This is a genomic window from Amycolatopsis sp. NPDC034160 (assembly GCF_055575355.1).
In genome coordinates this window covers 633,106-646,701 of record NZ_JBVISU010000003.1, presented here as the reverse complement: position 1 = coordinate 646,701, position 13,596 = coordinate 633,106, and the positions used below count along the sequence as shown (strand labels likewise).

General features: G+C 67.0%; 14 protein-coding genes. 7 read left to right on the top strand and 7 right to left on the bottom strand.

Going from position 1 to position 13,596, the window contains the following annotated elements; translation table 11 throughout:
- Positions 1-139: 139 nt before the first annotated feature.
- Complete coding sequence (locus ACZ54P_RS11645) at positions 140-685, bottom strand: CHAP domain-containing protein (RefSeq protein ID WP_465461439.1); 546 nt, start codon at positions 683-685, stop codon at positions 140-142.
- Between the two features lie 223 nt (positions 686-908).
- Between ACZ54P_RS11645 and rpmE the strand changes: the two genes are divergently transcribed.
- The 3 genes from rpmE to ACZ54P_RS11630 all read left to right on the top strand — a co-directional run bounded on the left by rpmE (position 909) and on the right by ACZ54P_RS11630 (position 2,991).
- Positions 909-1,136, top strand: coding sequence for a 50S ribosomal protein L31 (gene rpmE / locus ACZ54P_RS11640; RefSeq protein WP_007028345.1), 228 nt, complete (start codon positions 909-911; stop codon positions 1,134-1,136).
- A gap of 97 nt (positions 1,137-1,233) precedes the next feature.
- Positions 1,234-2,304: a peptide chain release factor 1 gene (gene prfA / locus ACZ54P_RS11635; RefSeq protein WP_465461438.1), complete on the top strand. Its 1,071-nt coding sequence runs from the start codon at positions 1,234-1,236 to the stop codon at positions 2,302-2,304.
- 6 nt (positions 2,305-2,310) lie between these two features.
- Positions 2,311-2,991: a hypothetical protein gene (locus tag ACZ54P_RS11630; protein ID WP_465461437.1), complete on the top strand. Its 681-nt coding sequence runs from the start codon at positions 2,311-2,313 to the stop codon at positions 2,989-2,991.
- A gap of 156 nt (positions 2,992-3,147) precedes the next feature.
- Here ACZ54P_RS11630 and ACZ54P_RS11625 read toward each other — a convergent pair whose 3' ends face one another.
- The 6 genes from ACZ54P_RS11625 to ACZ54P_RS11600 form a co-directional block, all read right to left on the bottom strand.
- Positions 3,148-3,885, bottom strand: a complete 738-nt coding sequence (locus ACZ54P_RS11625; RefSeq protein WP_465461436.1) for a hypothetical protein — start codon at positions 3,883-3,885, stop codon at positions 3,148-3,150.
- 62 nt (positions 3,886-3,947) lie between these two features.
- Positions 3,948-4,379 (bottom strand): GtrA family protein, encoded by a 432-nt coding sequence (locus ACZ54P_RS11620; RefSeq protein WP_465461435.1) that lies wholly within the window; start codon positions 4,377-4,379, stop codon positions 3,948-3,950.
- Positions 4,376-5,368: a glycosyltransferase family 2 protein gene (locus ACZ54P_RS11615; RefSeq protein ID WP_465461434.1), complete on the bottom strand. Its 993-nt coding sequence runs from the start codon at positions 5,366-5,368 to the stop codon at positions 4,376-4,378. Before ACZ54P_RS11615 ends, ACZ54P_RS11620 begins: the two co-directional genes overlap by 4 nt.
- A gap of 114 nt (positions 5,369-5,482) precedes the next feature.
- Positions 5,483-6,748 carry a mannosyltransferase family protein gene (locus ACZ54P_RS11610; protein ID WP_465461433.1) on the bottom strand — a complete coding sequence of 422 codons (1,266 nt, stop codon included), beginning with the start codon at positions 6,746-6,748 and terminating at the stop codon, positions 5,483-5,485.
- 103 nt (positions 6,749-6,851) lie between these two features.
- Positions 6,852-8,288, bottom strand: coding sequence for a glycan biosynthesis hexose transferase WsfD (gene wsfD, locus ACZ54P_RS11605; protein ID WP_465461432.1), 1,437 nt, complete (start codon positions 8,286-8,288; stop codon positions 6,852-6,854).
- Positions 8,289-8,685: 397 nt separating this feature from the next.
- Complete coding sequence (locus ACZ54P_RS11600; protein WP_465461431.1) at positions 8,686-9,456, bottom strand: alpha/beta fold hydrolase; 771 nt, start codon at positions 9,454-9,456, stop codon at positions 8,686-8,688.
- A 59-nt stretch (positions 9,457-9,515) separates the two neighbouring features.
- On the opposite strand from ACZ54P_RS11600, the gene ACZ54P_RS11595 reads away from it, so the two are divergent.
- The 4 genes from ACZ54P_RS11595 (at position 9,516) to ACZ54P_RS11580 (ending at position 13,551) form a co-directional block, all read left to right on the top strand.
- A complete protein-coding gene (locus ACZ54P_RS11595; protein WP_465461430.1) occupies positions 9,516-9,863 on the top strand; it encodes a MerR family transcriptional regulator in 348 nt (115 codons plus the stop codon).
- Between the two features lie 9 nt (positions 9,864-9,872).
- Positions 9,873-10,421, top strand: coding sequence for an HD domain-containing protein (locus tag ACZ54P_RS11590; RefSeq protein ID WP_465461429.1), 549 nt, complete (start codon positions 9,873-9,875; stop codon positions 10,419-10,421).
- Positions 10,422-10,505: 84 nt separating this feature from the next.
- Complete coding sequence (gene prmC / locus ACZ54P_RS11585; protein WP_061982290.1) at positions 10,506-11,372, top strand: peptide chain release factor N(5)-glutamine methyltransferase; 867 nt, start codon at positions 10,506-10,508, stop codon at positions 11,370-11,372.
- Positions 11,373-11,565: 193 nt separating this feature from the next.
- Positions 11,566-13,551, top strand: a complete 1,986-nt coding sequence (locus tag ACZ54P_RS11580; RefSeq protein WP_465461428.1) for a M6 family metalloprotease domain-containing protein — start codon at positions 11,566-11,568, stop codon at positions 13,549-13,551.
- The last annotated feature ends 45 nt before the right edge of the window (positions 13,552-13,596 follow it).

Below are 13,596 nucleotides of genomic sequence, written 5' to 3'. Positions count from 1 at the left end.
CTCCACGACCACCCCGACCACTTTGGCCCGGCGATTGCCGAGAGCACCGCGCGCGACAGAACTTTGGGTGCGGTCTCGTGGGTGGTAATGACGGTTAGAACCGTCATTACCACTCACGAGACCGAAGGCCCAGCTGAGCTCAGCGATGCGGAACCGCGGCAGGGGTCCAGCCGCGGTAGTTGTTGAAGTAGTGCACGCTCGAAGCGTGGCCGATCTTGCCGCCGATGCTGGAGGCGTAGATCCCGCCGGAGCCGTCGGCGATGCCGACGTGGCCCCACTGGCTGATGTTCCAGTACACGAAGGCGCCCTTCGGCGGCGTCCCGGTCGTGTGCTTCGGGCTCGCGCCGTTCCAGTGCGCGTTGGCCGAGGCCCAGACGCCGGTGGTGCCGTAAGCGTTCTCGACGGCCTTCTCGCAGAGGCCCTGGTACGCGGTGGAGCCGGCGTGGTTCTTGAACCACTGGACGGCGCCGGCGGGAGTGCCGTCCCCGGCGCCCTGGATCGAGAGGTCGCCCTCGGGCACCGTGGTGAAGGTGCCGGCCGCCGGGTTGATGTCGGCCGCGGTGATGGTGGCGCTCGCGTCGTGAGCGGCCGGAGCGGCTCCGGCTACCGGTGCCATGGCGAGGGCCGCGATGGCCAGCGCGGCGATGGACGCCGGCTTCGCCACCTTGGCGAGGATGGTGCGCATGATCAGCCCCTCCTGTTGAGGAATTACCAACAAGAGGACCTTCGCGTGATCAAGTACAAATTTCGTACAACTCCGCGTCGATAGTTGATAACTCAACGTGTTGGAATATGCCAGGGGAGGGGTGCGTTAACCTCACTGCCAGCGCATCTGGCAAAATCATCCGCTGAAGTCCGGCACCGGTTCACCCCGCACTGGGGACCCGGGGCCAACGAGAGAGGACACCATGAAGAGCGGTATTCACCCCGAGTACGTTGTCACGCACGTCAACTGTGACTGCGGCAACGAATTCACCACGCGCAGCACCAAGACCTCCGGCAACCTCCACGTCGAGATCTGCTCGAACTGCCACCCGTTCTACACCGGCAAGCAGAAGCTCATGGACACCGGCGGCCGCGTCGCGCGCTTCGAGGCTCGCTACGGCAAGCGCAAGAAGGCCGAAGACGCCAAGTAGCTTGAACGACGGCGCCTACCCGCATGTCCGGGTAGGCGCCGTTTTTCATGGTTTCGCAGGCGTTCGCCTTGTCCGACGGCCGTAGAGAGGTGGAGTGGTGGATTCGAGTTCGCTGAAGGGTCTGCTCGAGGAGCACGCCCAGCTGGAGAAGCAGCTGGCCGACCCGTCCGTGCACGCCGACCAGGCGAGGGCACGCAAGCTCGGCCGCCGCTACGCGGAGCTGAGCCCGGTCGTGAAGACGATCCGCGAGCTCGGCGCCGCCCGCGAAGACCTCGAAGCGGCGAAGGAGCTCGTCTCGGAAGACGCCGCCTTCGCGGCCGAGGCCGAGGAGATCACCGCCAAGATCCCCGCGCTCGAGGCCAGGCTTTCCGAACTTCTCGTGCCGCGCGACCCGTACGACGGTTCCGACGTGGTCATGGAGATCAAATCGGGTGAAGGTGGCGAGGAGTCGGCGCTGTTCGCCGGCGACCTGCTGCGCATGTACCTGCGCTACGCCGAGCGTCACGGCTGGAAGGCCGAGGTCCTCGACTCGGTCGACTCGGATCTCGGCGGTTTCAAGGACGTCACCGTGTCCATCAAGAGCCGCTCGGCCGACGTCGACGGCGTCTGGGCCCGGCTGAAGTTCGAAGGCGGGGTGCACCGCGTGCAGCGCGTGCCCGCCACCGAATCGCAGGGCCGCATCCACACCTCCGCGTCCGGCGTGCTCATCTACCCCGAACCCGAGGACGTCGAGGTCGAGATCGACCCGAACGACCTGCGGATCGACGTCTACCGCTCGTCCGGCCCCGGTGGCCAGAGCGTGAACACGACCGACTCGGCGGTGCGCATCACGCACCTCCCGACCGGTGTGGTCGTCTCGTGCCAGAACGAGAAGTCGCAGATCCAGAACCGGGCCCGCGCCCTGCAGGTGCTGCAGGCCCGCCTCCAGGCGATCGCCGAGGAAGAGGCCGCCGCGAAGGCGTCGGACGCGCGCCGCTCGCAGGTCCGCACCGTCGACCGCTCCGAGCGGATCCGCACCTACAACTTCGCCGAGAACCGCATCGCCGATCACCGGGTGAACTACAAGGCCTACAACCTGGACCAGGTCCTCGACGGCGACCTCGACAACGTGCTGGACGCGCTCATCACCGCGGACCGCGAAGAACGACTCGCCGCCCACGGCGGCTGACGCCCGGTGTCGGGCGACATCTTCCTGGACACCGTCGAGCCGTCCCATCCGGATTTCTGGTGGAACGCCTCGAGCGGGGTGATCGGCTGGGTCATCGACGTGCTCACCGAACGCGTGACCGATCCTGAGCTGAGGGCGGAGCTGGTCGAATACCGCGGTTTCACCCTCTTCGGGATCGGCGCGTTCGAGGAGCGGGCACCGGAACTCATCCGAGTACTGCGCACGGAGCTCTACCCGGCGGCCGAAAGCGCGGTCGCCGCCGGTGACCTGGCCGACTGGATGCTCCCGCGCGTCGCCGAACTGGCCCGATACGCGGACTGGTGGGCGGAGCTGAACTGGGCTTCCGCCGAGCCGATGCCGGGGCGATCCCCGCTGGGATACTTCCTGTTCTCCGAAGAAAGCCGACCGGAGTCCTGGTGGATCGCGCCGCGGGAACTGGTGCTGTGGGTGCTGGATGTGTTGCTGGAGAACGCTTCCTCGCCTGGTCTCGGGGCGAAACTCGGTCAGCTGCGCGAGGCGAAGCAAGTCCTTTTGGCGACGCTTCTGTTCGACGGGGAACAGCTGGCGGAGGTGCTCGCGATCCTTCGGTGGCGGCTCCGGCCCGCGGCCGAGCGGACGTTCACCGATCAGCGGCGCACCGATGTGGAACGGTTGGCCTCCCTCGCCGTCAAGTGGAAGGCGCGCTAGCGACGTCGTGAGTGTTTTGGGTCGTAAGAGCCAAGGGTGTCTTAGGACCTACGTGGTTCCGGCTGCGGGTTGATGCCACACCATCAAGACCGCAGGCCACGAGTAGTTACCCAAGGGAAGGTTCGTTAGAACGACCCAGAACACTCGCGAGCCTCGCTAACCCGGTTCCGTGGAGAACGGATCGTCTTCCAGTCCGGTGTGGATGGCCCGGACGGACATGTCGACGTGCGAGAGGCGTTCGGTCACCTCGTTCGTGACCCGGCTGAGTGCCTCATCGCCACTTTCGCCCGCGACGGCCGGAAAAGCCGACATCAGCACCGCTTCGCACGGCCCCGCGTCGGTGTTGATCCGGACCAGCGACGCCGAAAGGTCGGTCGCCGGTCTGCCGCAGAGCCCCACGGCCTGCCGCAGATCGCCGGTGGGGACGTAAAGATGCACTCGCGAGATGACATCGGTTTCCGCGCGCGGGGTGAAATCGTGCCGGGGGACGTAGGCGGGTTCACGCGGATCGGTGCCGCCGACGCTCGCCATGAGCGAATAAAGCGTGTAGCCGTCGCCTTCGGTGTCGTAAGCGTCGTAACTTCCGTATTGACCGGTTTCCGGTGTGCCGTGGATTTCGAAGAATTCCGCGTTGAGGCCGAAATGGAAAAGCGCCGGTATCACGGCACGGTGCAGGGTGTCGGCGAGCTCCTCGCCGTCCGCGGGCGGGGTGCGATAACCGACGGAAACCGCGTAGCCCTTCCAGCCGCCTTCCGGGTCCGCGCGGCAGATCTCCAGTTCGGTGGCCTCGAACTCGCCGATGAAGCGTTCACCCAGCGCGGCCGCCGTCGCGAAATCGCCGGTATCGATATTCGCGGATATCCGCGTGACGACTTCGGTTTCTCGGAGATCCATGACCATTTCGCGGGGCCCTTCGGCGACAACAGGTGCGACCAGCCTACTGTCGGCGCCGCGGTTCAGCCCGGCTGGGAGCCAGGCTGGACGACCGCGGGTTCGGCTGTGCTCTGCCGGAAGACGATCTTCTTGTACAGCAGGTAGTTCCACACCATGCCGACCGCGATCGCGCCCAGTTTCGGGATGAACACGTTGATCCCGGGGAACAGCTTGGTGACCGCGAAGATCACCGCGGCGTGCACGACCCACAGGCCGAACGCGGTCACGGCGAAGAAGAGGACGGCCTGACGCCGGATGTCGCCGTCCTTCGCGCGGAAGGTGAAATTCCGGTTGAGCGTGAAGCTCAGGAGCATGCCCGCCGTGGTCGAGATGAAGTTCGCGACGAACATCGGGACGCCGAGTGTGGCCAGCAAGGCGTATCCGAGCGCGTCGACCGCGGTATTGACGACTCCGACGACGCCGAAGCGGACCTGGGTGCCGCTGATCGGCTTCACCGTGCGGTGTTTCCGGACTTGGCGGCCGCGAGGTCGGGCGAACCGGTGCGGACCGACGCGACGCCGTAGAGCGGGCGGTTCTGTACCTGGGAGTACGTCCGGCCGATGTAGCTGCCGAGCACGCCGAGCATGATGATCTGGATACCGCCGAGGAAGAACATCGCGGCGGTGATGAAGGCCCAGCCCGGCACGGCGGTGGCCGGCGCGAAGAGTTTGACCCCGAGCACGTAGAGAATCCCGAGGAAGCTGAGCAGCGAGATCAGGTACCCGAGCCGGCTGATCATCCGCAGCGGCGCGACGGAGAAGCCGAGGATGCCGTCCGCGGCGAAGCGGAGCATTTTCCGCAGGGGGTAGCCGGTCACGCCCGCGTGCCGCTTGTCGCGGTCGAACAGGACCGCTGTCTGCTTGAAGCCGACGTAGCTGACCAGCCCGCGCAGGAACCGATCCCGTTCGCGGTATTTCCGCAGCTCGTCGACGACCTTGCGGTCGATCAACCGGAAGTCGCCGGTGTTGCGGGGAATGTCGACCGACGCCATCTTCCGGAGAAACCAGTAGAAGGCGCCGGCGGTGAACCTCTTGAACACCGAATCCTGGCGCGAGCGACGCTGCGCGTAGACGACGTCGAAGCCTTCTTCCCACTTCTCGATCAGTTCCAGTGCCACCCTCGGCGGGTCCTGCAGGTCGCTGTCCATGATGATCGCCGCGTCCGCGTCCACCAGGTCGAGTCCGGCGGTGACCGCCAGCTGGTGGCCGAAATTGCGGGAAAGCTCGATCACGGTGACCCGGTCGTCGCGCCTGCTCAGCGCGGCGAGCACGTCCATCGAACGATCGCTGCTGCCGTCGTCGATGTAGACGAAACTGAAGTCGTATTCGTCGACGAGCGCCGTGATCGTCTCCTCCACCGTGCGGTGGAGGAGTTCGATGTTCTCTTCCTCGTTGTAGATCGGGAAGATGAACGCGATTCGGCGTCTGTCGTGGTCCGCGGGCACTGAATACCCCCCTGGTGCGGTTTACGAGACAAGGCGGTGAGTGAGTCTCACGGCCAGAACGGAGTTGATTCTAGGAGATCGGCGGAATGGCTTTCCCCCGGCCCGCAGGTGTTCTCAGCCTGCCCAGTGACCGGCTGCGAAGCGGATGAAGATCGCGCCGCAGATCAACGAATTGAAGTACAACGTCGCGTAAACCGCGCCGCGCAGTTTCGGTCGCCGTTCGGCCAAAAGCACCAATGCGAGGTACATGACCAGACAAGGGAGCAGGTACCGGTGCACCGAGACGACGTTGCTGTTGAGCGTCAACATCACCAGCGAGGCGATCCCGAACAGCGCCAGCGGCAGGCCGTTCGATCGCAATGCGACGAAGAAATAGACGGAAGCCGCCAAGAGCAGGACCAGGCCGAGTGTCGGCAGCACATGACTCATCAACGTCCACGCGGTCATCGGAGTGTGTCCGAGAAGGGCGCTCGCGGTGATCCTCGATTCCGTCAGCGCCGTGGCGAGGACGTTCGGGTTGAACTTGTGGTACGACCAGGTGCCGGCACTCTCGAGCGCGGTGAAGCTCGCCGTCGCGCTGCCGGTCTGCAATTTCATGTACAGCATGTGCGCGGCGAGGCCGAGATAGGCGACCGGGAACCAGAGGATCGTCCAGGACAGCAGGCCGCGCGGTTTCCAGCCGACGGAGCGCCAGAACTCGAGGAAGCACAGCCCGATGAACACCGCGGCGGTGATCCGTGACGCGGTGAGCGGGATCAGGCACAGTCCCATCCACAGCCATTGGCGCCGTAACGCGAAGAGGTACGACCAGAAGCCAAGGGCGCAGAACACCGCTTCGCTGTAGAACGAGTGCAGGAAAAAGGCGGCGGGCGCGGTCAGGAACGCGGCGACGACCAGCCAGTGCGAACGAGTGGCGGTGAGGAAGAACCGGGAGATCTTGAGCAGTGCGACGCAGGCCAGCCAGGTCGCGATCAGGTTGACGATGAACCCGGCCGTGAGCAGCCCCAGGGTGCCGAAACTGAGGGTCTTGACCAGCCATACGCAGAGCGGGAACACCGGGTAGAACGCGCGGACCGGCACGAAACTGCCCGTGTACGCGTGTTCGGCGATCTCGCCGTAGTTGCCCGCGTCCCAGCGGTAGGTGTGGGAGAGCGGGCTCGGCGTCGAGCCGATACCTGTCTGGGGAATGCCCTCGCTCGATGGAGTGGAGGGACCGAACAGCCACGCCAGAGTGGTCAGTGCGACATTCCATACCAGGACGGCCAAAAGGACTTTGCCGTAGTCGCCGGCCAGCCAGCCGGATACTCTTTCGCGCCCGCTTCTTCGTTCGATCGAGTCTGTGGGAGCCGTCGAGACGCCCTCCGTGGTGGTGCCGGTCATGACTGAATTACTACAGGGGTGACGCGGTGTCACGCGAACGGGGTGTCGATGCCCCGTTGGGCGGGACGAAAAGTAGCGAGCCCAAGGTGGGGATACCGCTTGTTCAGGAGACCGCGACCGCTGTCTTTGTGTTCCGAAGCTTCTCTTCGCGATCCAATTCGTTGTTTCGCCGGGGCAGGAACGAAAGCGCGGCGAAGGCGGCGGCCAGCAGGGTCGGGTAGATCGTCAGCTGCTGGTGCTTGACGTTCTCGATGCCTTCCGCGAGCCCGGAAACCAGAATCTGGCCCATCGCGAAGAACAGGAACATGAGCACCACGATGCCGACGTCGCGGCTTCCGGTGCGGTTGCGGAAGGCACGGAGCCCGGCCCAGCCGATGAGCAGCCAGATCGGCAGCAGGGCGAACAGCCCCAGCGGGGCGATCCAGCCGGTGATCCCGGACAGGACCGGAACGCGGTACTCCTTGGCGAGCGGCGGTTGCCCGGCGTGCTCGCCGAAGCTGCCGAGGTTCGGCACCCGCGCGGTCAGCGTCTCCTGCGCGGACCGGTGCAGCATCTGGACCACCCGTCCCGGGTGTTCGAGGTAGTACTGGGCGACGTTGCGGCGGCTGATTTTGTCGCGGTACTGGCCGTACGCGGGGTCGCGCCAGGCCGCGTTCGCGCTCCACCAGCCCGTGCCGACGTATTTCGCGAACTCGGGCGGGAGGCCCAGCGCGGCGAGGTCGCCGGTGGTGTCGTGCTTGCCGTCCACGATCCCGTTGAAGATGACGTGGTAGATGTTGGCTTCGCGATATTCCGCGTTGGCCGAGTCGCCGGCGCCCTGCACCAGGGCGGTACCCGTGCCGACGACGGCGAGCACGGCCAGCGGCAGCGCCCACCGGGCCAGGCCGCGGCTGCCTGCCGGGCGGACGAACAGCAAGGCGAGCGCGAACAGCGGGATCAGCAGCAGCGTCTGTGACTTCGCGTTGATGCCGATCATCGCGCCGAGGACGGTGACGGCGGCGCCGGTGTAGCGCCACGGCCCGGTGCGATGCATCAGCAGGAGCCCGCCGGCGAGCAGGAACATCCCGATGAAGGCGGCGCCCTCGCTCAGCACGGAGGCGAAGTAGCCGAAGAAGGCCGAGTCCGCCGCGACCAGCAGCAGCGCGGCAGTGGCGATGAAGCTGTCGCGGGCGGAAAGACGCAGGCCCGCGACGATCGCGGCGATCCCGCCCGCCACCAGCAGACAGCCCAGCACCCCCAGCACCAGCAGGTTCAGGATCGCCGACGAGCCGAGCAGCTGCCCGATCTCACCGGCGATCTTGTCGATCCAGCTCTGGCTGGAGATGTATTCGCTGTTGCAGGCGGGGGCGGGACCGTAGGAGAAGCGGACGAAGGTTTCCGAAGGCCTGTCGGGCTCGCGGGCGCCGAGCCGGCACAGGATGCGCCAGCCGTCGCCGTTGTCCGCCATGCCGATCGGACGCGGGACGAGGAAACGCACGAGCAGGACCCCGAGCGCGGCGAAAAACACGCCGAGGGCCAGTCGGATTTCCCGGATCTTCACCCGCGCCACCATAGAAGACGCCGGAGGGTGATCAGTTCGCACCCTCTGGATCGAGTCGCAACGGCGGCGCGTGAAGGCCCCCGGTACTGAGGCGGGAGGGCGGCGGTGGGCCGTCGGTCCGGGTGGTCGTGAGTGGCGATTCGGGTTGTTGAGGGGCAAGGCAAACGTGGCGTGTTCGGGTGGGATGGTGGTCTGGGTGACGTGGCGCCGCACTCGCGTGCTCAGAGACGAGTCTCACGTGCTTGGAGGCGGGACACGCGAGTGCGGGAGCCTGGCACGCGAGTTCCGTGTCTGAGCACGCGAGTTACGCCTTCGCGCTGCCCGCCACCCCGACGAACAGGCCGCCCACGATCACGACACGTTGGGCCTTCTTCTCAAAGAGAACCCGAATCGCCACTCACGACCTCGCGGAGAGGAACTTCTGGATCGCGCCGAGCCATTCGTCGCGGGCTTCCACGCCGATACCGTGCCCGGCCTCGATCTCGACCAGTTCGGCGCCGGGGATCCCGGCCGCGAGTTGGCGGGAATGCGCGGGCGGGGCGAGGCCGTCCTGCGTCGTGGCGATGACCAGCGCCGGTACCGAGATCCCGGCGAGTTCGGCGCGGGTGTCGACGCTCGTGACCAGTCCGACGTGCTCGGGGCTGCCCTCGGGGATGAACTCGGCGAGTCCGTCGATGGCGGCTTCGAGTCCGGCCGGGGTGAGGGCGTTCAGATAGGTCTCGCCGGTGGCGGCGAAGGTGAGGAACTTCGCCAGCAGCCTGCGGTCGCCGTCGAGCAGTTCGCGCCAGATGTCGACGGCCAGCAGCAGCCGGTTGTCCGGCTTCGTGAACCCCGCGGTCAGGATCAGCCCGGTGACCCGCTCCGGATGCCGGGTCGCGATGCGCACGGCGACGCCGGTGCCCAGGGAGTAACCGAGGATCGCGAAGCGCTCCAGCCCGGCGTCGACGGCGATGGCGACGAGTTCGTCGGCGACGGAGTCGAGGTCGAGCGGGCCGGTGGCGCGCGGGGTGGCTCCGGCGCCGGGGTAGTCGGGTCCGACGACGGTGTGGGTGCGGGCGAGTTCGTCGACAATGCCGCCGAAGTTGCCCTCGACGCTGCCACCGCCACCGTGGGCGAGGAGCAGCCCGGGACCGGAACCGCGGACGATGTGGGCGAAATGATTCGTCATGCCGCCGACGTTAGGTACTGACATCGGTGTGAAGGTCAATCGCGGATGATGGGGGTCACATGCTGATCGGCGAGCTCTCCCGGCGGACCGGCGTGAGTCACCGGCTGCTGCGGTATTACGAGGAACAGGGACTGCTGGTCTCCCGGCGTGACGGCAACGGCTACCGCACGTTCGAAGACGACGCGGTCACCACCGTGCGGCAGATCCGCGCGCTGCTCGCGGCCGGGCTGAGTACGCAGGTCATCGCCAAGATGCTCCCGTGCGCCAAGGGCGAACTGCCCGAGCTGGACATGTGCCCGACCGTGGTGGCGGAGATCCGCCGCGAACTGGCCGAGATGGACGACCGGATCGACACGCTCCGGCGGCGACGGGGGACACTGGCCGGATATCTCGTCGTCGACGCATAGAGGAGCAGCGTGGAAGCCCTGGCCAAATTCGGGTTCGAACTGGGTGTGCTCAAGCGGATCCGGCGGGCCGGGTGGTGGCAGGCGGGGGTCCGCGATCCCGAATCGGTCGCCGAGCACACGACACGGGTCGCGCAGCTGGCCGGCCTGCTGGCGGCCGAGGGCGGCGCCGACCCGGCGCGGGCGGCGTACCTCGCGCTCTGGCACGACACGCAGGAGACACGGACGGGCGACCTCCCGCACACGATCAAGGGCTTCGTCGAGAAGCCGGACCCGCGCGCGATCACGGCCGCGCAGACGTCGGCGCTTCCCGGCGCCGCTCGGGACTCGGTGCGCGAAGCCGTCGATGAGTACGAAACCGCGGAGAGTCCGGAGGCGCTGTACGCGCGCGACGCGGACAAGCTCGAGATGCTGCTTCAGGCCGTCGAGTACCGCGATATCGGCGTACGGAACGTCGACGAGTGGATCGCTTCGGCGACGAAGAGCCTTCAGACCGACCTCGCGCGGCGAGTGGCCGAAGCGGCGCTGACGTTGTCGTCGCTCTCGTGGCGGGTGCGCTGAAGGGAATCGATACCCTGAGCCCGCGTGTATCGCCCCCGGCACGCATGCCTTGTGTGTCAGGCTTGACTCTGTGAAGGAACACCAGTGAACCGGCAGCCGTTGCGCCTCGCCATCATGGAAGCGACCCGGATTCTCACCGAGGCCGGGGTGGCGTCACCGCGCTCGGACGCGGAGATCATCGCCTCCCATGTCCTCGGCGTCGAACGCGGCCGCCTCCCGATGGTGCCGCTGGTGGACCCGCCGGTCATCGACGCGATCGGCCAGCTGGTGAACCAGCGCGCCAAACGGATCCCACTGCAGTACCTCACCGGCTGGGCCGCGCTCGGCGACATCACGGTCAACGTCGGCGCCGGGGTGTTCGTCCCGCGCCCGGAGACCGAACTGCTCCTGGAATGGGGCCTCAAACTGCTGCACGGGCGCGAGTACCCGGTAGTGGTCGATCTGTGCACCGGCTCCGGCGCGCTGGCGCTGGCCGTGCAGCACGCGCGTCCGGACGCCGTCGTCTACGCCGTCGACATCGACGCGCAGGCGCTCGCCTGGGCCCGGCACAACGCCGACGTCCACGCCGACGCGGGGGACACGCCCATCCGGCTGTACTCCGGCGACGTCGCGGACAGCACGATGTTCGCCGAGCTCGACGGGCTCGTCGACCTCGTCCTGTGCAACCCGCCGTACGTGCCGGAAGGCACGCCGGTCCCGGCGGAGGTCGCCGAGCACGACCCGCCGCGGGCGGTGTTCGCGGAGGAGAGCGGGCTGGCCGTGATCCGGCACGCGATCGCCGCCGCCGCGCGGTTGCTGCGGCCCACCGGCGGGATGGCGATCGAGCACGACGACACGCACGGCTCCGCCGTACCGGCGCTGGTGCGGGCGCGGCGGGTGCTGACCGACGTACAGGGCCACCTCGACCTCGCCGGACGGCCGCGTTTCGTCACCGCTCTGCGCGTCTCCTGACGTCCTCCTCGCGTTTCGTCCTCTGAATGCGGTACTTGCACGCGCAACTACCGCATTCAGAGGACGAAACGCGGGAGTGCGGGACCGGGTAGTTAGCGGGACTCACGACTTCCGGCGGTGCCCAGGGCAAAGCCCACCTCCTAACGTCGGACGAGGCCGCCTGCTCGGCGGTCCGACTGGGAGGTGTACCCCGATGCGATCGTCTCTCCGACGAGCCCCACTCAGAACACTCGCCGTCCTCGCCACCGTCGCGCTACTGCCGGGTCTGGTCGCCCAACCCGCGTCCGCCGCGGTGCCCGTGAAGGGCTGGCCCGCCCCGATCGACGGGTCGACCTGGGAGAACCAGGACCACATGACGTGGGACGACTACCGCAAGCCGCCCGGCACCAACTGGGCCGATCCCTCGCTGAAGCCGACGAAGCGGACGTTCAAGGGCGCCGTGGTGCTCGCGGATTACCCGGATCAGGAGTTCGCCGTCACGCAGCCGACGCATTCGACGGTGTTCGGCAACCCCGGCCCCGCCGCGAGCAACATCCCCCGCGGAGGCGTCGCGAAGTTCTACCAGGACTTCCTCAACAAACCGCAGGCGCTGAACCAGGGCCACACCATCAACGAATACTGGATGGAGGACTCCGGCGGCCGGATGGGCGTCGAACTGACCGCGTTCGGGCCGTACCGGCTGCCGGGCAAGTCCTTCGAATACGGCATGGAGTTCCAGCCCGACGCCTGTCCGCCGGGCGCGAACTGCAAGCGTGACCTGCGCGCGGACGCGGGCGCCGCCTGGCGGGCGGACGTCGGTGACGTCGCCAAGCAGTTCGACTTCATCTTCTATCTTTCCGCGGGCCAGGACGAGAGCGCGACCTGGCAGGAATTCGGCGTGATGAAGTTCGGCGAGCCGGGGAACGTGCCCGACGCGTTCGGCCCCGGTGTCGCGGGAATGCCGAACGCCGCGTCCACCCGCTATGTCCCGTGGACGTCGTGGAAATCGGCGGCCAGTATCTGGCCGAACGCGGTCACCGGTTCCTCGACCCAGGCCGAAAGCTCGGGTCAAGCGGTTTACGCGCACGAATTGAGCCACATTCTCGGCATCGGCGACAACTACAACAACCCGTTCGGCACCCCGCTGTCCAGGACCTACACCGGTCCGTGGGAGATGATGTCGCGCGGCAGCTTCAACGGTCCCGGTGGACCGCACACGCGCTGGCAGATCCCGGCGACGCAGGGCGGCTCGATGGGCTCGCACCACATGCTGCGCACCAAGATGAAGCTGGACATCATCGACCCCGAAGACGTCCTCAAAATCGACCGTGACCAGCTCGCGAAGAACGGGCCGGTGTCGGCAAGGATCACGGCGCGTTCGGTCCTTCCGGGACAGGGCGCCTACAGCGGCATCAACATCGCGCTCAACGGCGGGGATCTTTCGCCGAAATGCGATCGCTCGAAGGACCCGTTCTGCGACGGTGGCGGCTACGACAACTACACCGTCGAGGTCGTCGACCGGATGGGCAGCGATTCCTTCGCCCCCGATTCCGGCGTCATCATCGCGAAGACGAAGAACCAGGACAACGCGCCGTTCGAATGGATCGTCGACGCGCATCCGGCCGACATCGGCATGACCGACTACAAGAAACCGGACGGCACCGCGGTGCCGATCACGATCGGCGACTACCGCCAGCTCAACGACGCCGCGTTCAAGGCGGGCACCGGTTCGGCGAGCAAGTACGAGTACACCGACGAGGCGAACAAACTGAAGTTCCTGGTCTCGGACGTCGAACGCGACCGCAAGGGCGTGCTGTCCTACGTGGTCACGGTGGCCTCGCTCGACGGCGCCGGCACGCGGGCCAGGGGTGTTTCGCTGTGGCCGTCGGCCCCGGCGTTCGCCAAGCAGGGGCTCGCGAGCTGCTCGTTCCCGGTGTTCAACACAGGTGACGCGAAGGGCGCGGCCGCCCCTTTCAACACCGACACCTACCGCCTGAGCGCGTCCACCACCGCGAAGGGCTGGGAGGTCCGGCTGCCGAACGAGCTGTCCACCGTCCCGTTCGGCGGGCGGTCGTCGGCGACGGCGCACGCCAAGCGAACCGGGGGAGGTGACCACGTCGCGCACATCAAGCTGACCGCGACGTCGATCGCCGATCCTGGCAAGACGGCGACGTCGTACTGCACCGCTTTCGCCTTCTGACCCAGCTTGCCTCGTGAGTGGTAATGACGGTTCTAACCGTCATTA

Coding starts and splice junctions, on each gene's coding strand:
- ACZ54P_RS11595 (WP_465461430.1), top strand. CDS start 9,516: ATGCTGATCGGCGAGCTCTCCCGGCGGACCGGCGTGAGTCACCGGCTG.
- ACZ54P_RS11580 (WP_465461428.1), top strand. CDS start 11,566: ATGCGATCGTCTCTCCGACGAGCCCCACTCAGAACACTCGCCGTCCTC.
- rpmE (WP_007028345.1), top strand. CDS start 909: ATGAAGAGCGGTATTCACCCCGAGTACGTTGTCACGCACGTCAACTGT.
- ACZ54P_RS11625 (WP_465461436.1), bottom strand. CDS start 3,885: ATGGATCTCCGAGAAACCGAAGTCGTCACGCGGATATCCGCGAATATC.
- ACZ54P_RS11610 (WP_465461433.1), bottom strand. CDS start 6,748: ATGACCGGCACCACCACGGAGGGCGTCTCGACGGCTCCCACAGACTCG.
- ACZ54P_RS11600 (WP_465461431.1), bottom strand. CDS start 9,456: ATGACGAATCATTTCGCCCACATCGTCCGCGGTTCCGGTCCCGGGCTG.
- ACZ54P_RS11645 (WP_465461439.1), bottom strand. CDS start 685: ATGCGCACCATCCTCGCCAAGGTGGCGAAGCCGGCGTCCATCGCCGCG.